Source organism: Kitasatospora sp. NPDC049258 (genome assembly GCF_040678895.1).
GTDB lineage: Bacteria > Actinomycetota > Actinomycetes > Streptomycetales > Streptomycetaceae > Kitasatospora.
Map to the genome: position 1 here is coordinate 155,034 of NZ_JBFAQT010000002.1, position 19,472 is coordinate 174,505.

Annotated in this window: 16 protein-coding genes; 13 read left to right on the forward strand and 3 right to left on the reverse strand. The window is 74.1% G+C overall.

The features are described 5' to 3' along the window. Positions 1 to 206: 206 nt before the first annotated feature. The 3 genes from AB0K43_RS02580 (at position 207) to AB0K43_RS02590 (ending at position 1,711) form a co-directional block, all read left to right on the forward strand. Positions 207 to 794: a histidine phosphatase family protein gene (locus tag AB0K43_RS02580; protein ID WP_363634964.1), complete on the forward strand. Its 588-nt coding sequence runs from the start codon at positions 207 to 209 to the stop codon at positions 792 to 794. Positions 795 to 990: 196 nt separating this feature from the next. Next, the gene (locus AB0K43_RS02585; protein WP_363635263.1) at positions 991 to 1,179 is read left to right on the forward strand and encodes a hypothetical protein; all 189 of its coding nucleotides are present in this window, start codon (positions 991 to 993) and stop codon (positions 1,177 to 1,179) included. A 97-nt stretch (positions 1,180 to 1,276) separates the two neighbouring features. Then, positions 1,277 to 1,711: an NUDIX domain-containing protein gene (locus AB0K43_RS02590; protein WP_363634966.1), complete on the forward strand. Its 435-nt coding sequence runs from the start codon at positions 1,277 to 1,279 to the stop codon at positions 1,709 to 1,711. Positions 1,712 to 1,767: 56 nt separating this feature from the next. Here the strand turns inward: AB0K43_RS02590 and AB0K43_RS02595 are convergent, their stop codons facing one another. Beyond that, on the reverse strand, positions 1,768 to 3,114 hold the full coding sequence (locus AB0K43_RS02595; protein ID WP_363634968.1) for a cytochrome P450: 1,347 nt from the start codon (positions 3,112 to 3,114) through the stop codon (positions 1,768 to 1,770). Positions 3,115 to 3,244: 130 nt separating this feature from the next. Continuing rightward, positions 3,245 to 4,195 (reverse strand): alpha/beta hydrolase, encoded by a 951-nt coding sequence (locus tag AB0K43_RS02600; protein WP_363634970.1) that lies wholly within the window; start codon positions 4,193 to 4,195, stop codon positions 3,245 to 3,247. 283 nt (positions 4,196 to 4,478) lie between these two features. Between AB0K43_RS02600 and AB0K43_RS02605 the strand changes: the two genes are divergently transcribed. The 8 genes from AB0K43_RS02605 to AB0K43_RS02640 all read left to right on the forward strand — a co-directional run bounded on the left by AB0K43_RS02605 (position 4,479) and on the right by AB0K43_RS02640 (position 14,334). After that, positions 4,479 to 6,101 (forward strand): AMP-binding protein, encoded by a 1,623-nt coding sequence (locus tag AB0K43_RS02605; RefSeq protein WP_363634972.1) that lies wholly within the window; start codon positions 4,479 to 4,481, stop codon positions 6,099 to 6,101. Between the two features lie 40 nt (positions 6,102 to 6,141). Next, positions 6,142 to 6,651: a thioesterase family protein gene (locus AB0K43_RS02610; RefSeq protein ID WP_363634974.1), complete on the forward strand. Its 510-nt coding sequence runs from the start codon at positions 6,142 to 6,144 to the stop codon at positions 6,649 to 6,651. 65 nt (positions 6,652 to 6,716) lie between these two features. Next, positions 6,717 to 9,086 carry an FAD-dependent monooxygenase gene (locus AB0K43_RS02615; protein ID WP_363634976.1) on the forward strand — a complete coding sequence of 790 codons (2,370 nt, stop codon included), beginning with the start codon at positions 6,717 to 6,719 and terminating at the stop codon, positions 9,084 to 9,086. 102 nt (positions 9,087 to 9,188) lie between these two features. After that, positions 9,189 to 10,223 (forward strand): carbon-nitrogen hydrolase family protein, encoded by a 1,035-nt coding sequence (locus AB0K43_RS02620; protein WP_363634978.1) that lies wholly within the window; start codon positions 9,189 to 9,191, stop codon positions 10,221 to 10,223. Beyond that, a complete protein-coding gene (locus AB0K43_RS02625; RefSeq protein WP_363634980.1) occupies positions 10,220 to 11,338 on the forward strand; it encodes a cupin domain-containing protein in 1,119 nt (372 codons plus the stop codon). Before AB0K43_RS02620 ends, AB0K43_RS02625 begins: the two co-directional genes overlap by 4 nt. Positions 11,339 to 11,581: 243 nt before the next feature. Next, on the forward strand, positions 11,582 to 12,487 hold the full coding sequence (locus AB0K43_RS02630; RefSeq protein ID WP_363634982.1) for a fumarylacetoacetate hydrolase family protein: 906 nt from the start codon (positions 11,582 to 11,584) through the stop codon (positions 12,485 to 12,487). 112 nt (positions 12,488 to 12,599) lie between these two features. After that, a complete protein-coding gene (locus AB0K43_RS02635; protein WP_363634984.1) occupies positions 12,600 to 13,397 on the forward strand; it encodes an Asp/Glu racemase in 798 nt (265 codons plus the stop codon). A gap of 91 nt (positions 13,398 to 13,488) precedes the next feature. Continuing rightward, on the forward strand, positions 13,489 to 14,334 hold the full coding sequence (locus tag AB0K43_RS02640; protein ID WP_363634986.1) for a PaaX family transcriptional regulator C-terminal domain-containing protein: 846 nt from the start codon (positions 13,489 to 13,491) through the stop codon (positions 14,332 to 14,334). 38 nt (positions 14,335 to 14,372) lie between these two features. Here AB0K43_RS02640 and AB0K43_RS02645 read toward each other — a convergent pair whose 3' ends face one another. Then, positions 14,373 to 15,380, reverse strand: coding sequence for a LacI family DNA-binding transcriptional regulator (locus tag AB0K43_RS02645; RefSeq protein ID WP_363634988.1), 1,008 nt, complete (start codon positions 15,378 to 15,380; stop codon positions 14,373 to 14,375). Positions 15,381 to 15,595: 215 nt separating this feature from the next. Here AB0K43_RS02645 and AB0K43_RS02650 point away from each other — a divergent pair, with 215 nt between their 5' ends. Continuing rightward, positions 15,596 to 16,843 (forward strand): MFS transporter, encoded by a 1,248-nt coding sequence (locus AB0K43_RS02650; RefSeq protein WP_363634990.1) that lies wholly within the window; start codon positions 15,596 to 15,598, stop codon positions 16,841 to 16,843. A 37-nt stretch (positions 16,844 to 16,880) separates the two neighbouring features. Next, complete coding sequence (locus AB0K43_RS02655) at positions 16,881 to 19,388, forward strand: glycoside hydrolase family 3 C-terminal domain-containing protein (protein ID WP_363634992.1); 2,508 nt, start codon at positions 16,881 to 16,883, stop codon at positions 19,386 to 19,388. The last annotated feature ends 84 nt before the right edge of the window (positions 19,389 to 19,472 follow it).

Consider the following 19,472-nt stretch of genomic DNA (forward strand, 5'->3'; position numbering starts at 1 on the left):
GGCGGCTTCGGGTCGATCATCGCCAACGACAACCTGACCGGCCAGGGCGTGGTCACCATCAAGAAGTCGGACGCCGTCTTCAAGACAGAGGGCTGCCGGGCCTGGGTGAAGACCGGCTGACGGCAGGAGCGCGGTGGCCGCGTGGCGGCTCGCATCACCTGCTGACCGAGGGGGGCCCGACGGGCCGTCGGATAGCGTGCACGGCCATGGGAGAACTGATAGTTGTCCGGCACGGTCAGACCGCATGGAGCCTGTCGGGCCGGCATGCCGGACGCACCGACGTCGCGCTGACCGATGCGGGTGAGGCCGCAGCCAGGGCGCTCGCTCCGAGGCTGGCCCGACGTCGTCCGGCCGCTGTGTTCAGCAGTCCGCTGAGCCGTGCGATGCGGACGGCCGAGCTTGCGGGTCTGACCGGCGTCGAGACCGATCCGGACCTGGTGGAGTGGGACTACGGTGGCTACGAGGGGCTGACCGCCGAGCAGATCCAGGAGTCCAGGCCGGGCTGGGACCTGTGGCGGGACGGCGTCATTCCCGGAGATGCCGACCATCCTGGCGAGAGGCTCCAGCAGGTAGCGGCGCGTACGGACGCGGTGCTGGACCGGGTCCGGCCGCTGCTGGAGCAGGGCGATGTCGCCGTGGTCGCGCACGGCCATCTGGCGCGAGTGATCACCGTGCGGTGGCTCGGGCTGGACGCGTCCGCCGCCCGCCTGCTCGGCCACCCGCACCCGGGCTCGCTCAGCTTCCTGGCCGTTGAGCACGGGCAGCCGGTCATCTCCGCCTGGAACGTCCCGTAACGGTGGCGGAGGCGGCGGTGGCCGCCGGCGTTCGGGGTGGGGTCCGGCGCATGACGAACCGTGACGTCATCGTCGTGACGACCACCCACGACGACGAGCAGCAGGCTCGCGCGCCGGCCGCAGCCGTGGTCGGGGAGCGTTGGCGGCCTGTGCCCAGGTCGACGCAGTCCGGTCGGTGTACCGGTGGGACGGCGAGGTGCGGGACTCTCCGGAGTGGCGCATCGACCTCAAGGCCCGTGCGGACCTCGCCGACAAGGTGACCGCCTTCATCGGCGAGCAGCACAGCTTCGCCTCCTCGGCGGCCGTCCACACTCCCGGCGCCGTGACGGGGCCGGGGACTTGCCCGTTTCCGAGCATGCCGATGCTCACACGATCAAGCTCCTGATGCGGCATGGTGAGCAGGAGCAGGAGCAGGAGCAGGAGCAGGAGCAGGAGCAGGAGCAGGAGCAGGACCTGGAAGTGGCCGGTGGCAAGGAGCTGAAGTGACGGTGACCTCAACCGAGTTCGTGGCCGGGCCGGCGGCCGATGCCGAAGCCGCGGGCATCACCGGCTTCGGCGCCGCCGCCGTGATCCACCACGACGGTCGGGTCCTGCTCGTGCGTCGCAACCCCGACGACCACCTGGGCGGGATGTGGGAGATCCCCTCCGGAACGGTCGAGGCGGGGGAGACCGTCCTGGACGCCCTCCGCCGCCAGACCGACGAGGAGACCGGCCTGACGATCGATCAGGTCAACCGCTACCTCGGACACTTCGACCACGAGAACAGGCGTGGCGGCACCACCCGCCAGTTCACCTTCGCCGTCACCGTGGAGAAGGCCGAGCCCGTCGTCCTCGCCGAACACGACGCGCATCAGTGGGCCCTCCCGGGCGAGCTGCCCGAGGTGAGCGACGCGGTCCGCAGGCTGATCGCGCACTGAGGTGCGGTGAGGGCTTCTCGGACTCCCGACGGCCCCGTCCCGACGACCTCGTCGGTTCAGGGGTCGAGGTGCCACCAGGCCCAGTTGGTGGTGCGGGGTTGCGGGGTGGCCTCGGCCGGGCCGTGGTGCGGGGCGGGCGGCTCGGGCTCGGGGGTCGGCGGGGGTGTGACGGGTGGGAAGTGGACCGGGAGCGCGGTGAGGGTGCGGGCCCAGGGGGAGGGGCGCCACACCAGTGCGCTCGGTGCGACGGTCGGCTGCAACGCCGGTACCCGCTGCACCAACCGCTCCACGGCGGTCTCGGCGATCAGCCGGGCCGGATCCCTGGCGGGGCAGGCATGCGGGCCGGCGCCCCAGGCGAGGTGGGCCCGGTTGACGGTCGGGGGTCGGGAGTCCGTGGTGGGCCGGACGGCCGGGTCCGCGTTGGCGGCCGCCAGGGCGATCACCAGCAGGTCGCCGCGCCGGAGCTGCCGGCCGGCGAGGGTGAGGTCGGTGGTGGCCCAGCGGGCGGCCAGGTTGTGGACCGGAGGTTCGGCCCACAGGGCCAGCTCCACGGCGTCCTGGACGGTCGAGCGCCCTGCGGCGAGCGCGGCCAGCAGGCGGGGCCGGGACAGCAGGTGCAGCAGGGTGTTGCCGATGAGGCCGGAGGTGCTCTCCAGGCCGGCCAGGACCGACGCGGTGAGCTGGTGGACCAGCTCGGGTTCGGTCAGCCCCGCCGGGGAGTCCAGGAGCCAGGACGGGAGGTCCGGGCCGGGGTCGGTGCGCCGGGTCTCGATCAGCTGACGGAGTGCGGCCCGGAGTTCGCGGTCGGCCGCGGCGGCCCCGGGGGCGGAGTCGAGCACCGCGGCGGCCAGTGTGTGCAGCCTCCCGCCGTCGCCGTCGCGGATGCCCAGCAGCCGGGTGAACGCCCTGGCGGCCACCGGGCGCGCGTACCCGGCGACCAGATCCGCCTGTCCGTGCGGCAGCCAGGCGTCGATCAGCTCATCGGCCGTCGTGACGGTGAGGCGCCGCAGCTGCGGTCGGTCGATCCGCTGGAGGGCGTCGAGGACGGCCTGTCGCAGCCGCAGGTGTGCGGGCCCGTCCTGGCGGGTCAGAGCCGGGCGCCCGCCGAGGACGGGCAGCAGGGGTGATTCCGGCGGCAGCCGGCCGCTCGGCGCGGCGTGCCAGTACCGGGCATCACTGCTGAACAGCTCCGCGTCGCGGGCGACGGTCAGCGCCTCCTGGTAGCCGAGCACCAGCCATGCGCCGACCCCCGGCCCGACCTCGACGGGGGCGATCGGGCCCCAGCGGGCGCGCAGCCCGGCGTAGCAGCCGTGCGGGTCCTGGGCGAACTCGGGCCCGTACAGCCGGGTGAGCGGCGGCTGCCCCGCCCCGGGTGACGGCCGGGGTGGCGGGGGATGGGACACGGGTGCGGGCTCCTGGTCAACGGTGCAGGGGAGTGGGGAGGTGCGCGGAAAGGGAAGGCGGGAAGGAAGGGGCGCGCCGGGCCGGGCGGGGCGTTGCCACCCCGGCCGGTCCGGCGCGCCGCGGCGCGGATCAGCCGGTGGTGGCGGCCAGGTGGCGGGCGAGGAAGGCCACGCTCTGCCCGACGATGGCCGGGATCTCCGCGGAGCCGAGGAAGATGTGATCCGCCCCGTGGACGGGTACCAGCTCCACCGACCCGCCCTGCGCGGTCAGGTGTTCGGCCAGCCGCTCGCTCTGGCTGTAGGGCACCAGGTTGTCCTCGGTGCCGTGGATCAGAAGGAAGGGCGGGATCACCGCCGGCACGTGGCTGACGGGGCTGGCCCCGGCGGCGAGGTCGGGCCGGTCGGCCGGCGAGGCGCCGAGCAGTGCGGTGTACGGATCACCCACGGCCGGGACTTCCAGCGCCGCGGATCCGGCCGGCGCGGGGAAGGCGGCCGCGGCCGCGCCGATGTCGGACACCCCGTACCAGTCCACGGCGCACCGCACGGCGGTGCTGCCGACCAGGACACCCTCGGTGCCCTCCAGCCGGCCGCCGTCGCTGTCCTGATCGGTGAGCGCGGCCATCGCGGTCAGGTGGCCGCCAGCGGACTCGCCGAACACCCCGATGCGTTCGCCGTCGATCCCCAGCTCGGGGGCGAAGTGGCGGACGTAGCGGATGGCGGCCTTGACGTCGTGCAGCTGCGCCGGGAACGCCGCCTCCAGGCTGTGCCGGTAGTCGATGGTCACCACCGCGAGGCCGGCGGCCAGGAGGGAGCCGAAGAGCAGGTCGGCCGGCACGGTCGGCGGCGGGTAGCGCCGGTCGCCGTCCATCCAGCCGCCGCCGTGGATCCACACCACGGCCGGTACCGGTGCGGGGCGGGCGGGGACGTACACGTCGAGCAGGCGCGGGCGGTAGCCGAAGCTCCGGGCGTAGGTGACGCCGTCGTACCTGAGCACGCCGCCGTCCGAGCGGTGCGGTGGTGGCGGCGGGAGGAAGGGCGGCGGCGGCCAGCCGGTGTCCTGGTCCTGCGGCAGGTCGGTCAAGGCGGCTCCTCGGGGGTGCGATGGGGTGGGAGGGACCGGCGCGGGTCCCGCCTCGCGCTAGAAGGTAACACGAGTAATCATGGACATCCAGGGGTCGATTCCTGGCGCCGTCGCCGGCCGTCGCCGTGGTGCATCGCGGGCTCAACGGCCGGGGGTCGCCGATGAGTTCGCGTCGGCTGCGGGAGGCGCGGGCTTTTACCGGCTCGAGATATGCCGAACTCTTGACTGTCGTCAGCGTAGCGACATACTTGGCTCACTCCCCGCCGACCGAGAGGTGCCGCCCATGGAGCTCTCCCCTTCCGCTCATGTCGACACGTTCTGTCGTGACCGCCTGCCACCGGCCGAGCAGTGGCCGGACCTGCTCTTCGATCTGCCGGAACTCCACTACCCGGACCGCCTGAACTGCGCCCGCGTCCTGATCGACGAGGCCGTCGAGCGCTGGGGCCCGGACCGTCGTTGCCTGCGCACGCCCACCGAGGAGCTCAGCTACGGCGACCTCCGGCGCCGCTCCGACCAGGTCGCCCGGGTGCTCACCGAGGACCTGGGGCTGGTGCCGGGCAACCGCGTCCTGCTGCGCGGGCCCAACAACCCCTGGCTGGTGGCCTGCTGGCTCGGCGTGCTGAAGGCCGGCGGCGTGGTCGTGACCACCATGCCGCTGCTGCGGGCCGCCGAGCTCACCGCGCTGCACGAGATCAGCAGGCCGGTGGTGGCCCTGTGCGACCACCGCTTCCTCGACGCCGTCGAGGCGGCCGAGACGCCGGGGCTGGCCGTGGTCGCGTACGGCGGCCCGGGTACGGACGACCTGGCGGTGCGCTGCGCCGCCAAGGACGGCCCCTTCGCCGCGGTGGACACCGCCGCGGACGACGTGGCGCTGATCGCCTTCACCTCCGGCACCACCGGCCGCCCCAAGGCGACCCTGCACTTCCACCGGGACGTGCTGGCCAATGCCGACACCTTCTCCCGGCACATCGTGCGGCCCGAGCCCGGGGATCTGTTCGCCGGCACGCCCCCGCTGGCCTTCACCTTCGGCCTGGGCGGCCTGGTGGTCTTCCCGCTGCGGGCCGGCGCGGCCACCCTCCTGGTGGAGCAGGCCACCCCCGACCAGCTCGCCGACCTGGTCGCGGAGCACGGGGTGAGCGTGCTGTTCACCGCGCCGACCGCCTACCGGGCGATCCTCGCGGCCGGCAAGGCGGACCGGCTGCGCGGACTGCGCCGCTGCGTCTCGGCGGGCGAGCCGCTGCCGGTGGCGGTCTGGGAGGCGTTCCGGGAGGCGACCGGGCTGCGGCTGATCGACGGCATCGGCGCCACCGAGATGCTGCACGTGTTCATCTCCGCCGCCGACGGCGACATCAGACCGGGCGCCACCGGACGGCCCGTCCCCGGCTACCGGGCCGCGGTCGTGGACGGGAGCGGCGCCCCGGTGCCCGACGGGCAGCCCGGCCTGCTCGCGGTCAAGGGCCCGACCGGCTGCCGGTACCTGGACGACGAGCGCCAGGGCGTCTACGTCCGCGACGGCTGGAACGTCACCGGGGACACCTACATCCGCGACGCCGACGGCTACTTCTGGTACCAGGCGCGCAGCGACGACATGATCGTCTCCTCCGGTTACAACATCGCCGGACCCGAGGTCGAGCAGGCCCTCTCCACCCACCCCGACGTCGTCGACTGCGCCGTCGTCGGCGCGCCGGACCCGAGCCGCGGCGCGATCGTCAAGGCGTACGTGGTGCTGCGCGAGGGCGTCGCATCCGACGCGCCGACCGTCAAGGCGTTGCAGGACTTCGTCAAGCAGGCCATCGCACCCTACAAGTACCCGCGCGCGGTCGAGTTCGTCGAAGGCCTGCCCCGCAACTCCAGCGGCAAGTTGAACCGCGCCGAGCTCCGGCGCTGGGCGCACGCGGGCCGCTGACCGCAGCCCGGCCCCCGTCCCCCCGACGAAAGGCACCACCATGAGCCACCCCGAACCCTCGAACCCCGCGCCCACGAACCCGGAGCCGACCGGCGCCGAGTCGACCGGCCCTGAGCCCGCCTCGGCGCTGCCGAGCGTGGTGATCGAGCGCAGGGTCGAATGGTCCGACACCGACGCCGCGGGCCACTACCACTTCTCCTCCGTGCTGCGCTGGGCCGAGGCGGGGGAGGCGGTCCTGCTGCGCCGCCTCGGGCTCGGCGAGCTGTTCGGCAGCATCCCCCGGGTGCACTTCGAGGCCGACTACCTGGCGCGGCTGTGGTTCGGGGACCTGGTCCGGATCGAGTTCCGGGTCGACCGGGTCGGCGCGTCCTCGCTGCACTACGCGTTCGACGTGCACGGCCCGAACGGGCCGGCCGCGGCGGGGCGGATGTCCGTGGTCCACTCCGCCGCGACCGCCAAGGGCGCGGCCGGCTGGCCCGAGGAGACCCGCCGCAGGCTCACCGAGTCCGGCCCGCAGCGCCCGCAGTCCTACACCGACCACGAGGTATAGCGGGTCATTGACGGTCGCGAGATTTACGCAATACATTGGCGTCACGGAACCACTGGAGGACCTTCATGCGCGTAGCAGTCATCGGGGGCGGGCCCGGCGGCCTGTACTTCGCCGCCCTCGCCAAGCAGCTCTCCCCGGCCTGGAGCATCACGGTCTGGGAGCGCAACGCCCAGGGTGACGCGTTCGGCTTCGGAGTCGTCTTCTCGGACGAGACGCTGGACGGGATCGCCCAGGCCGACCCCGAGGTGTTCGCCGCGATGTCGGCCGGCTTCGCCCGGTGGAGCGACATCGACGTCCGCTACGACGGCCAGGTCCGCACCTCCGGCGGGCACGGCTTCGCCGCCCTTGACCGCAACCGGCTGCGGGCGATCCTGGAGGAGCGCTGCGCGGCGCTCGGCGTCGAGGTGCGCTACCGCACCGAGGCGCCGCCGGTGGAGCAGCTCTCGGCCGAGTACGACCTGGTGGTGGCGGCCGACGGTGTGCGCTCGCCGACCCGCGAGAGCTACCCCGGCAGCTTCGGCACCGAGCTGGACGAGCGCAGCTGCCGGTACATGTGGCTGGCCACCGACCGGGTCTTCGAGGCGTTCACCTTCATCGTCGAGCAGCGGGACTTCGGGGCCGTCCAGGTCCACGCCTACCCGTTCGACGAGCGGCGCAGCACCTTCATCGTGGAGATCGAGGAGGACGCCTGGCGGCGGGCCGGCTTCGAGGCCCTGGCCGACCGGGAGTTCGCCCGCGGCGAGAGCGACGAGGAGAGCGTGCGCCGCTGCGAGGAGATCCTCGCCGACCACCTCGGCGGCCACCGGCTGATCCCGAACGCCTCCAAGTGGATCCGCTTCACCACCGTGCGCAACGCCTCCTGGCGGCACGAGAACGTGGTGCTGCTCGGCGACGCCGCCCACACCGCGCACTTCTCGATCGGCTCGGGCACCAAGCTCGCCATGGAGGACGCCCTCGCGCTCGCCGCGAGCCTGCACGAACACCCGTCGGTCGCCGAGGCGTTGGCGGCCTACGAGGCCGAGCGCAAGCCGGTGGTCGAGTCCACCCAGCGGGCCGCCCAGGCCAGCCTGGAGTGGTTCGAGAACATCGGCCGGTACACCGGCCAGGGCGTCGACCAGTTCGCCTTCAACCTGCTCACCCGCAGCCGCCGGGTCACCTACGGCAATCTGCGCGAGCGCGACGCCGCCTTCGTCGACGCGGTCGACGGCGCCTTCGCCGACGGCCCGAGCGTCCCGCCGATGTTCCGCCCGCTGCGGCTCGCCGGGCTGACCCTGCGCAACCGCGTGGTCGTCCCGCCGTTGGCGACGTACTCGGCCACCGACGGCCTCCCCAGCGGCTTCGAGCGGACCCAGCTGGCGGCCCACGCGCTGGGCGGCGCGGGGCTGGTATTCGCCGGCTCGGTCGCGGTCGGCGCCGACGGCCGGTCCACCCCGAACTGCACCGGCCTGTACACGGCCGAGCAGGAGCACGCCTGGCGCCGGGTGGTCGCCGCCGTACGGGAGGTGTCCGACGCGCCGTTGGGGATCCAGCTCACCCACGCCGGGCGGCGCGCGGCCACCACCACGCCGGGGCCGGACGGGATCGGCCGCCCGCTCGGCGCCGAGGGGTGGCCGACGCTGGCCGCCTCCGCCCTGCCCTGGGAGCCGGGCGGCCCGACCCCGCGCGAGGCCACCGAGGCCGATCTGGACCAGGCCGTCGCCGACTTCGCGGCTGCGGCCGCGCGGGCCGACCGGGCCGGATTCGACGTGCTGGAGCTGCAGTTCGGCCACGGCCACCTGGTCTCCGGCTTCCTGTCCCCGCTCACCAACACCCGCCGCGACGAGTACGGCGGTTCGCCGGCCGGCCGGCTGCGCTTCCCGCTGCGGGTGCTGGCCGCCGCCCGTGCCGCCTGGCCGGCCGGCAAGCCGCTGGTGGTGCGGATCTCGGCCTGCGACTGGGCCGAGGGCGGCACCACGGAGGCCGAGGCCGTCGAGATCGCCCGGGCGCTGGCGGCCGGCGGGGCGGACGCCATCGACGTGTCCACCGGTGAGGTCGTCGCGTACCAGCGGCCGCGCTACGGGCGCAGCTACCAGACCCCGTTCGCCGATCTGATCCGCAACGCGACCGGTGTCCCCACCATCGCGGTCGGGGCGATCTCCAGCTACGACGACGCCAATTCGATCGTCCTCGCCGGCCGGGCCGACCTGGTCGCCGTCGGCCGCGCCCACCTGTGGGACCCGATGTGGACCTTGCACGCCGCCGTGGAGCAGGGCTACTCGGGGCCCGGCGCGCGCTGGCCGCAGAGCTGGCTGGCCGGCAGCCGCAAGCCGGCCGGTCCGCGTGGCGACCGCGTCCCGCCGCGCCTCCAGCTGCTGCGCGAGGAGGCCGCCCCGGTGCACCGGCGCTGGCTGCCCACCGCCGGGCCGCGACCGCTCGCGGTCGCGGGCTCCTGCTGACACCCCGCCCTGCCCCACCCTGCCCTGCCCCGCCGTGCCCCGCCCTGAACCGCCCGGCTCCGCCCGACCCGAACCCCGCCCCGACCCGAAACGGAGGAACTGATGGACCTGCCCCGCTTCACCGCGGCTGCCGTCCAGGCGTCCCCGGTCTACCTGGACCCGGCCGCGACCGTCGACAAGGCCGTCGCCCTGATCGGCGAGGCCGCGGGCCACGGCGCCTCGCTGATCGTCTTCCCCGAGGTCTTCGTCCCCGGCTACCCGTACTGGAACTGGACGATGACCCCGATCCAGGGCTCGCCCTGGTTCGAGCGCCTGGTCCGCTCCTCGATCGACGTGCCCGGCCCCGAGGTGGACGCGCTGCGCGACGCCGCCCGCAGGCACGGCGTCACGGTGGTCATCGGCGTCAACGAGCGCGGTGCCCACAGCCTGGGCACCCTCTACAACACCATGCTGACCATCGGCTCCGACGGCGAACTGATCGGCGTGCACCGCAAGTTGGTGCCGACCTGGGCCGAGAAGCTGACCTGGACCGGCGGGGACGGCAGTTCGCTGAAGGTGCACCGCACCGAGATCGGCCCGCTCGGGGTGCTCGCCTGTGGCGAGAACACCAACACCCTGGCCCGGTTCACCCTGCTCGCGCAGGGCGAACTCGTGCACGCCGCAAGCTACATCGCGCTGCCGGTCGGCCCCGAGGACTACGACATGGCGGAGGCCATCGCGGTCCGCACCGCCGCGCACTGCTTCGAGGGCAAGGTGTTCACGGTGGTGGCCTGCTCGACCATCTCGCCGGAGATCGTCGACCGGATCGCCGGTGACGACCCGGAGGTCCGCAAGCTGCTGGGCCGCCCGCGCAGCGCCCTGTCCGGCGTCTTCGGGCCGGACGGCCGCCCGGTGGTCGAGCCGCTGATCGACGAGGAGGGCATCGTCTATGCCGAGATCGACCTCGCCCGGTGCATCCAGCCCAGGCAGATGCACGACATCACCGGCCACTACAACCGCTTCGACGTCTTCCGGCTGCACGTGGACAACCGTCCCCGCAGCCCGCTGACCTTCACGGCCCCACCGGTCGGGGCGGCCCCACCGGTCGGGGAAGGCGTCGCCGCACCCGAGGACGCATCCAAGGAGGAGGAAGCATGACCACCCACGACGACAGCCAGCTCGGTCGGGCCCGGGTCTCCGACAGCCCCGAACTGCTCGCCTACTACGACGAGTTGGCCAAGCTGGACGCGGGCGCCCTGTGGACGGTCGCCAACGACATCGAGCCCTGGTACCCGCAGCCCAGGTCCGTCCCGGTGCTCTGGCGCTACGACGAGCTGCGCCCGCTGGTGCACAAGGCGCTGCCGCTGGTGAAGGCCGACGACGCCGGCCGCCGGGTGGTCATGCTGGTCAACCCCGGCCGGCGGGAGCTGAGCGCCGCCGTCGGCCTGCTCTACACCGGCCTGCAGATCATGGGCCCCGGCGAGGCCATGACCGCCCACCGCCACCAGGCCGCAGCCCTGCGCTTCGTCCACGAGGGCGTCGGCGCCTGGACCATCGTGGACGGCCAGAAGCTCAAGGTCGGCCCGCGCGACTTCGCCATCACCCCCAACGGCACCTGGCACGAGCACGGGAACGAAGCCACCGACACCCCCGTCATCTGGCAGGACGGCCTGGACATCCCGCTGGTCAACGCCCTGGACGCGGGCTTCTACCAGGTCCACCCGGACCTCTACCAGGTGCCCGGAAAGGTGGTGAACTCCTCGGTGCTGACCTACGGCACCAACCTGCTGCCGTACGGCATGGAGAAGTGGACCCGCCCCTACTCGCCGGTCTTCGGCTACCCCTGGGAGCCCACCTACCACGCGCTGACCAACCTGGCGAAGGCCGCCGAAGGCTCCCCGTACGACGGCGTGATCATGGAGTACACCAACCCGCTCACCGGCGGTTCGGTGATGCCCACCCTCGGCGCCCACATCCAGCTGCTGCGTCCGGGCCAGGCCACCAAGGCGCACCGCCACACCGGCTCGGTGGTCTACACGGCCGCCAAGGGCCGGGGTGTCTCGGTGATCGCCGGGCGCCGCTTCGAGTGGAAGGAGGGCGACATCTTCTGCGTCCCCTCCTGGGCCTGGCACGAGCACGCGAACCTCGACCCGTCGCAGGACGCCTGCCTGTTCTCCTTCAACGACTTCCCGGTGATGCGCTCCCTCGGCTTCCACCGCGAGGAGGCCTTCCCCGACCACGACGGCCACCAGCCCGTCCTGCCGGACGCGTAGCCGCGGCCGAGCCCCGGACCGCACCGCCGCGCGGTCACGACCGGTCCGCCCCCGCACGAGGGCGCGAGGTCGGACCGGCCGCGCGGGGGTGCCTCCGGAGACGGCCCCGTCGTGCAGCCGCCTCCGGACGGGTCGGCGATCCACCGCCCGACCGCGCATCGCCGGCCCACCCCTCGCTCGACCCCCTCGCCCCGCCCCTTTCCGTCCCCGTCACCCGACACCGTCACCGCAAGGAGACACCCCATGCGCCTGGTCACCTACCTCCTGAACGACACGAGCCAGGCACCCGCCCGCCTCGGCGCCCAGCTCGGCGACCGCGTGGTCGACCTCGCCGCCGTGGCCCGGGCCGCCGGCACCGACCTCGCCGGCGACCTGCTCTCCCTCGTCCAGGCCGGCCCGCCCGCCCTGGACACGGTCCGGGCCCTGCTCCAGGGCGAGATCCCGGCCGACGCCGTGCACGAGCTCGCCGAGGTCACCCTCCGGGCCCCGCTGCGCCCCGGCAAGATCATCGGCGTCGGGCTGAACTACGTCGAGCACGTCGCCGAGTCCCACCGCACCCTGGACACCGACCGCGAACTCCCCGACCGGCCGGTGCTGTTCTCCAAGCCGGCCACCGCCGTCACCGGGCCCGGGCAGCCGATCCTGCACAACGCCGAGCTGACCAAGCAACTCGACTGGGAGTGCGAACTCGCCGTCGTGATCGGCCGGACCGCGTACCGGGTGGCCGAGCAGGACGCGATGGACCACGTCTTCGGCTACAGCATCGTCAACGACATCAGCGCCCGCGACCAGCGCCGCTCCGGGCAGTGGTTCTTCTCCAAGGGCCAGGACTCCTACGCCCCGTTCGGGCCGGCCGTGGTCACCGCCGACGAGATCCCCGACCCGCAGGACCTCGACCTGTCGCTGCGCGTCAACGGCGAGACCAAGCAGGACTCCAACACCCGGCACATGCTGTTCCGGATCCAGCGGCTGATCGCCGACATCTCCTCCGGGGTGACGCTGGAGCCCGGCGACGTCATCGCCACCGGCTCGCCGTCCGGTGTCGGCGCCGGCCACGTGCCGCCGCAGTTCCTCCAGCCGGGCGACCTGGTCGAGGCCACCATCGAGCGGATCGGCACCCTCGCCAACCCGGTCGTGGACGCCCGCTGAACCCCGTGGGGCCGGACCACGGCCCGGCCCCACGCCCCGCCCCAGGCCCGCCGCCCGTCCCGTCCTGTCCCGCCCCGTCCTGCCCCGTCCCGCCCAGCCGAGGAAGCCTCAGATGCCCGCACGCACCTACCGGATCGGCCAGATCGTCCCCAGCTCCAACGTCACCATGGAGACCGAGGTCCCCGCCATCCTGCGCGCCCGGGAGACGATCGCCCCCGAGCGGTTCACGTTCCACTCCAGCCGGATGCGGATGACCCACGTCACCCCCGAGCAGCTCAAGGCGATGGACGCGGACTCCGACCGCTGCGCCGTCGAGCTCTCCGACGCCGCCGTCGACGTCCTCGGGTACGCCTGCCTGGTCGCGATCATGAGCATGGGCCACGGCTACCACCGCGTCTCCCAGCAGCGCCTGCACAGGCGCACGGTGGAGAACGGCGCCCCCGCACCGGTGGTGACCAGCGCCGGCGCCCTGGTCAACGGCCTGCACACGCTCGGCGCGAAGAAGGTCGCCCTGGTCGCGCCCTACCTGCGCCCGCTCACCCGCACGGTGGTCGACTACCTGACCAACGAGGGCATCACCGTGCTCGACTACGAGGCCCTGGAGATCCCCAACAACCTGGACGTCGCCGCCCACGACCCCGCCCGGCTGCCCGGCATCGCCAAGCGCCTGGACCATGCCGACGCCGACGCGGTGGTGCTGTCGGCCTGCGTCCAGATGCCCTCGTTGGCCGCCATCGACGAGGCCGAGCAGCAGCTCGGCAAGCCCGTGGTCTCCGCCGCGGTCTGCACCGTCCACCAGATGCTCCGCTCGCTCGACCTCCCGGCGCTCGCGCCCGGGGCCGGCCACCTGCTCTCCGGCGCCTACGCCGAGGCCCCGCTGCGCGCCGACACCGCCCCGGCCGCCGGATGACCCGGGGCCCCGGCGGCGGCCCGCCCGGTCCTCCGGACGGGTGAACGCCGCTCGGTATGATCACCCGGAGACCCGCGGAGGAGCGCAGAGCATGTCGGAGACCACGGCGCGGCCCAGCTCCCTGATCAGCACCATCTACGGCGAGTTCGTCCGCCGCCTCGGCGGCTGGATCTCGATCGCCGACCTGATCGGCCTGATGGCGGAGCTGGATGTCGACGGGCCCGCCGTGCGCTCGGCCATCTCCCGGCTGAAGAAGGGCGGCACCCTGGTCCAGGAGCGCCGCACCGGCACCGGCTACCGCCTCGGCGCCGAGCTGGGTCCGGTCTTCGACGAGGGCGACCGCCGGATCTTCGGCAGCCTCGAACCCGCGGCCCTCGCGGACGGCTGGGTGATCGCCGTCTTCTCGGTGCCCGAGTCCGAGCGGGCCCACCGCCACCAGCTGCGCTCGCGGCTGACCTGGCTGGGCTTCGGCAACGCCTCACCCGGCGTCTGGCTCGCCCCGGCCCGGCTGCTGCCCGACGCGCGCCGCACCCTGCGGCGCCTGGGTCTGGCCGAGTACGTCCACCTGTTCACCTCCGACTACGCCGGCTTCGCCGACCTGAAGGAGGCGGTCAGCTCCTGGTGGGACTTCACCGCCATCGAGGCGCAGTACGCCGCCTTCACCGGCACCTACCAGCCGGTCGCCCGGGAGCTGCGGCAGGAGTCGCGCCTCGACGAGGTCGAGGCGTTCCGCGACTACGTGCCGATGCTCACCGACTGGCGGCGCCTGCCGTACCTCGACCCCGGACTGCCGGTGGAGCTCCTGCCCGACGACTGGAACGCGGTGGAGGCGCGCCAGATCTTCGCCGAACTCCACAGCCTGCTGGCCGAACCCAGCCTGCGCCACGTCGTCGAGGTCACCGGTCTGGAGCGGCAGGACACCCCCACCGGCGGCTGACCCGGCGTCAGGCGGACCGGCCCGGATTCCACCCGGTGTCAGGAGGACTGCCGCGGCACGACCTCGAACCAGACCCGCGGCAACGGCGGAGCGCTGCCCTCCTGCACCAGCCGGTCCACCGCCTCGGCCAGCAGTTCGGGGCTCGGCAGGTGGTACCGGATCGAGGTCAGCCGGGGGCGGACCACCTGCCCGAGCACCAGGTCGTCCGCGCCGACCAGGGCGATGTCCCGCGGCACGGCGACACCGCGGTCGCCGAAGGCCGCGCCGAGCAGCGCCGCGTACTCGTCGTTGTAGCCGAACACCCCGTCCAGCTCCAGCTCCCGGCACAGCAGCGCGATGGCGGCGGCAGCGTCGTCGGTGTACCGCATGGGCAGTGCGGTGACGCTCGCGCCGTGCTCCTCGGCGGCCCGCTGGGCCCCCGTCAGCCGCGGCCGGGCGAAGGCCGACAGTCCGCGCTCCGCCGGCATCACCACGCCGATCCTGGTCCGGCCGCGCTCCACCAGGTGCCCGATCGCGGCCGCGCCGATCTCCGACTGGTCCCCGACGAAGGTCGTCACGCCCGCCACCGGCGCCGCCGCGCCCGCCACCACCGCCCGTACCCCCGCGCGGGTGAGCACCTGCCCGGCCTCCGCGGTCATCCGGCTGTCGTTGACCGCGACCACCGCGACCGGCCGCAGCTGGGCCCACACCTGGGCGGCCGCGACCGGGTCCGAGGTGCGGTCGCCGTGCAGCACCACCGTGTAGCCGAGCCGCCCGAGCGCCGTCTCGACCTCGTCGATCCACTCGCTGAAGAGCCGGCCGATCGCCGACACTGACACCGGCACGACCACCAGGTCGCTGCGCCCCGCCCGCAGCGAGCGCGCGGCGGCGTGCGGCACGTAGCCCAGCTCCTTCGCCACGGCCAGCACCCTGGCCCGGGTGGTCTCGCCGACCCGGGCCCCCGGGGTCTCGTTCAGCACGAACGACACCGTGGCACGTGAGACCCCGGCGGCGCGGGCCACGTCGGCGCTGGTGACCTGGGGCGGGTTGCTCTGTTCAGTCGACATAACGATTGCATCATTCCAGGTTGCGTGAGTCTGGCGCTGCGCCGGGGGGAGTGATACCAATGCTTACACGTGTTATCACGATGCGAGCAGGGCACCCCACCGGGTGCCGCGCACGGCCGGCGTGAGGACCACCCCGCCGCTTCCCGACCGCTGCCGTGTTCCCCCACCTCCTCGTCGCCGCGCCCCCGCGCGGCCCCGCCGAACCGGAGCCGACCATGAAAGCCACCACGACGGACTCGGTCCACAGAACCGCCCCGGCCGCCGAACCGCCGGCCGCCACCCGTGGGCTGCTCCCGCTGCTGGCCCTCGCCAACACCTCGATGTTCGCCCTCTACCTGGGCGTCGGCTCGGTCCTGATGCCGCTGCAGATCGAAGCGATCGACCCCGCGAACAAGGTGGCCACCCTGGGCATGATCGGCGGCGTCAGCGCGATCTTCGCCACCCTCTTCAACCCGGTCGCGGGCGCCCTGTCGGACCGCACCGGCCGGCGCGCCCCCTGGATCCTGGGCGGCGGCCTGGCGGCGCTGGGCACGATGGCCCTGCTCGGCAACGTCCACACGGTGCTGCTCGCCACCATCGGCTGGTGCCTGGGGCAGGCCGCGATGAACATCTACCAGTCCGCGGTCACCGCCGTGGTGCCCGACCGGATCCCGCGCGCCAAGCGTGGCACCGCCTCCGCCGTGGTCGGCCTCGGCCTGCCTGTCGGCGGCACCCTCGGCGTCCTGGTCGCCTCGCAGAGCGTCCACAGCCTGCGCACCGGCTACCTGGTGCTGGGCGCGGTGGTGGCCCTCGCCGCCGTGCTGCTCACCGCGTTCGGCCGCGAACCGCGCCGCGCGCCCCGCCCCGCCGCCCCGCTGCGCCAGCAGTTCCAGGCCTTCCTGTCCGCCCTGGCCAGCCACGACTTCCGCTGGGCCTTCATCGGCCGGGCGCTGATGGTGCTCGGCTACTTCCTGGTGGTCAGCTACCAGCTGTACATCCTGACCGACCACATCACGCTGCCCGCGGGTCTGGAACCGACGGAGGCGATCGCCGTCCTCACCCCGGTGTCGATGGCCGCGATGGCGGTCTCCACCGTCGTCGGCGGGGTGCTCTCCGACCGCTGGAACCGCCGCAAGCTCTTCGTGGGGGTGTCCGCCGCGCTGGCCGGGCTGGTGATGGCCGTTCCGGTGATCAGCCCCAGCTGGACCGGCATGATCGTCTTCAGCGCCCTCAACGGGCTGGCCTTCGGCTGCTTCATGGCGGTGGACACCGCGGTGGTGACCCTGGTCCTGCCGCGCGCCGAGGACGCCGCCCGTGACATGGGCGTGCTGAACATCGCCAGTGCCGGACCGCAGATCGTCGCGCCGTTCGTCGCCGCCACCGTGATCGGCCATCTGGGCGGCTACACGGGGCTGTTCCTCGTCGGCGGCGCGCTCTCGCTGCTCGGGGCACTGGCCATCGTGCCGATCCGATCCGTCCGCTGAACCGCCCGCCCGCCCACCCACCGACACCGAGGAACCCATGAACACCGAGGAACCCCTGCACACCGACATCGACGCCGCCGCCGACCGCGACCGCGAGGCCGCCGTCCACAAGGCGCTCGCCCGGCTGTCGCTGCCCGCCAAGGTCGCGCTCCTCGCCGGGGCGGACATGTGGTCGCTGCCCGCGAACGAGGAGATCGGGCTCGGCCGGCTGGTGATGTCCGACGGCCCCGCCGGGGTGCGCGGCGAGCGGTGGACCCCGGACGACCCGTCCCTCGCCATCCCCTCGCCCACCGCGCTCGCCGCCACCTGGGACGTGGACCTGGCCCGCCGCACCGGGCGCCTGCTGGCCCAGGAGGCCCGTCGCAAGGGCGCCCACGTGGTGCTCGCGCCGACCGTCAACCTGCACCGCACGCCGCGCGGCGGCCGCCACTTCGAGTGTTACTCGGAGGACCCGCTGCTCACCGGCGACATCGGCGCCGCCCTGGTCGCCGGCGTCCAGGACGGCGGTGTCGCCACCACGCCCAAGCACTTCGTCGCCAACGACTCCGAGACCGACCGCTACACCGTCGACGTCCACCTGGACGAGCGCACCCTGCGCGAGCTCTACCTCGCCCCGTTCGAGGCCATCGTCCGCAAGGCGCGCCCCTGGGGCATGATGGCCGCCTACAACCGGGTCGACGGCGTCGGCATGAGCGAGCACGACACGCTCAACAACGGTGTGCTGCGCGGCGAGTGGGGCTTCGACGGCGCCCTGGTCTCGGACTGGACCGGTGCCCGTGACACCGTCGGCTGCGCGCTGGGCGGACTCGACATCGCGATGCCGGGCCCGGCGACCGTCTACGGGGAGCACCTGGTCACCGCCGTCCGCGAAGGCCGGGTGCCGGAGCGGGTGGTGGACGACCTCGCCCGCCGGGTACTGCGGCTGGCCGCCCGGGTCGGCCTGCTCGACGGCGCGCCCGCGGCCGTCCCCGCCGACCGGCTCCCGGCCGCGATCGACGGCGAGGGGCTCGCCCGCGAGCTGGCCGCCCGGTCCTTCGTCCTGGTCCGCAACGAGGGCGGGATCCTGCCGCTGGTGCGGCCGGACCGGGTGGCCCTGATCGGCGCCGCCGCCGTCGAGGCGCGGATCGGCGGGGGCGGCAGCGCCCAGGTCTTCCCGACCCGGACCATCACCCCCCTGGACGGGCTGCGCGCCGCCGGCGTCGAGCTGGCCTACGCGCAGGGCGCCGACCCGCTGGTCCACCTGGCCCCGATCCGCGTCCCGCTCACCGCCGTCCTGCGCGGCGCCGCCGGCGAGGCGCTGGCCACCACCGTCGCCGCCGACGGGGCGGTGCGCTGGATCGGCCGGTTGCCCGGCACGGTGGACTTCGCCGACCTGGCGTCCGTCGAGGTGACCGGCACGCTGGTGCCGCAGGGCAGCGGGGTGCACCGGTTCGCCGTGCGCGGCGTGGGGCGCTTCTGCCTCCGGGTCGACGGCCTGGTGCTCTTCGACGACGTCCTCGAACTCGAGGGCGACGACCCGGCAGCCGCCTTCCTCGCCCCGCCGGAGCGGGTGTTCGCCGTCGAGCTGGCGGCCGGCGCCGCCGCCGAGGTCACTCTCGTGCACACCCTGCCGCCGGCCGCCGGCGTCGCGGGCTTCGGCCTGGTCTCCTTCACCCTCGGCCACGCCGCCCCCGGCCGGACCGGGGACGAGCTGATCGAGGAGGCCGTGGCGGCCGCCCGCGCCGCCGAGGTCGCCATCGTCGTCGTGGGGACCACCGAGGAGGTCGAGAGCGAGGGCGTCGACCGCGCCGATCTCACCCTGCCCGGCCGCCAGGACGAACTCGTCGCCCGGGTCGCCGCGGCCAACCCGAACACCGTGGTCGTGGTCAACGCCGGCGCCCCGGTGCTGATGCCCTGGCGGGAGCGGGTGGCGGCCGTCCTGCTCACCTGGTTCCCCGGCCAGGAGGCCGGCCACGCCCTCGCCGACGTCCTGCTGGGCCGCACCGAGCCCGGTGGCCGGCTGCCCACCACCTGGCCGGCCGAGGCCGCCGACGCCCCGGTGCTGCGGGTCGAGCCGCAGGACGGCGTCCTGCCGTACGAGGAGGGCCTGTTCATCGGCTACCGCGCCTGGCAGCGCGCCGGCACCGAGCCGGCCTACTGGTTCGGCCACGGCCTCGGCTACACCGACTGGGCGTACGAAGGCCTGGAGGCCCGCCGGGTCGAGGGCGGCACCGACCGGGAGCCGTACGGCGCGGCGGCCGAGGTCACCGTGTGGCTGCGCAACACCGGCGAGCGCACCGGCCGCGAGACCGTCCAGATCTACCTCGCCCACAACGGCGCCGACCCCTCGCGCCCCGACCGGCAGCTGGCCGCCTTCGGCACCGTCGAGGCCGCGCCCGGCGACCGGGTGGCCGCCCGGATGCGCATCCCGCTTCGGGCGTTCCAGACCTGGGACGCCACCGCCGGCGCCTGGCGGTCGAGGGCGGGCGTCCACACCGTCGAGGCCGGGCGCAGCATCGCCGACCGCCGTCTGTCGATCGCCTTGGACGTCCCCGTCCAGGGCTGACCGCGCCGCGGCGCCCGGGGGCACCCGCCGTGCGCGAGGTGCCCCCGGGCCCGCGCCCCCTCCCCGCCGTCCCGTCATGCGTGA

What these genes read in the sequence shown, in the direction of transcription:
- AB0K43_RS02630 (WP_363634982.1), top strand. Translation starts at nt 11,582, where the DNA reads ATGCGCCTGGTCACCTACCTCCTGAACGACACGAGCCAGGCACCCGCC.
- AB0K43_RS02640 (WP_363634986.1), top strand. Translation starts at nt 13,489, where the DNA reads ATGTCGGAGACCACGGCGCGGCCCAGCTCCCTGATCAGCACCATCTAC.
- AB0K43_RS02610 (WP_363634974.1), top strand. Translation starts at nt 6,142, where the DNA reads ATGAGCCACCCCGAACCCTCGAACCCCGCGCCCACGAACCCGGAGCCG.
- AB0K43_RS02580 (WP_363634964.1), top strand. Translation starts at nt 207, where the DNA reads ATGGGAGAACTGATAGTTGTCCGGCACGGTCAGACCGCATGGAGCCTG.
- AB0K43_RS02620 (WP_363634978.1), top strand. Translation starts at nt 9,189, where the DNA reads ATGGACCTGCCCCGCTTCACCGCGGCTGCCGTCCAGGCGTCCCCGGTC.
- AB0K43_RS02635 (WP_363634984.1), top strand. Translation starts at nt 12,600, where the DNA reads ATGCCCGCACGCACCTACCGGATCGGCCAGATCGTCCCCAGCTCCAAC.
- AB0K43_RS02605 (WP_363634972.1), top strand. Translation starts at nt 4,479, where the DNA reads ATGGAGCTCTCCCCTTCCGCTCATGTCGACACGTTCTGTCGTGACCGC.
- AB0K43_RS02645 (WP_363634988.1), bottom strand. Translation starts at nt 15,380, where the DNA reads ATGTCGACTGAACAGAGCAACCCGCCCCAGGTCACCAGCGCCGACGTG.
- AB0K43_RS02655 (WP_363634992.1), top strand. Translation starts at nt 16,881, where the DNA reads ATGAACACCGAGGAACCCCTGCACACCGACATCGACGCCGCCGCCGAC.
- AB0K43_RS02650 (WP_363634990.1), top strand. Translation starts at nt 15,596, where the DNA reads ATGAAAGCCACCACGACGGACTCGGTCCACAGAACCGCCCCGGCCGCC.
- AB0K43_RS02615 (WP_363634976.1), top strand. Translation starts at nt 6,717, where the DNA reads ATGCGCGTAGCAGTCATCGGGGGCGGGCCCGGCGGCCTGTACTTCGCC.
- AB0K43_RS02625 (WP_363634980.1), top strand. Translation starts at nt 10,220, where the DNA reads ATGACCACCCACGACGACAGCCAGCTCGGTCGGGCCCGGGTCTCCGAC.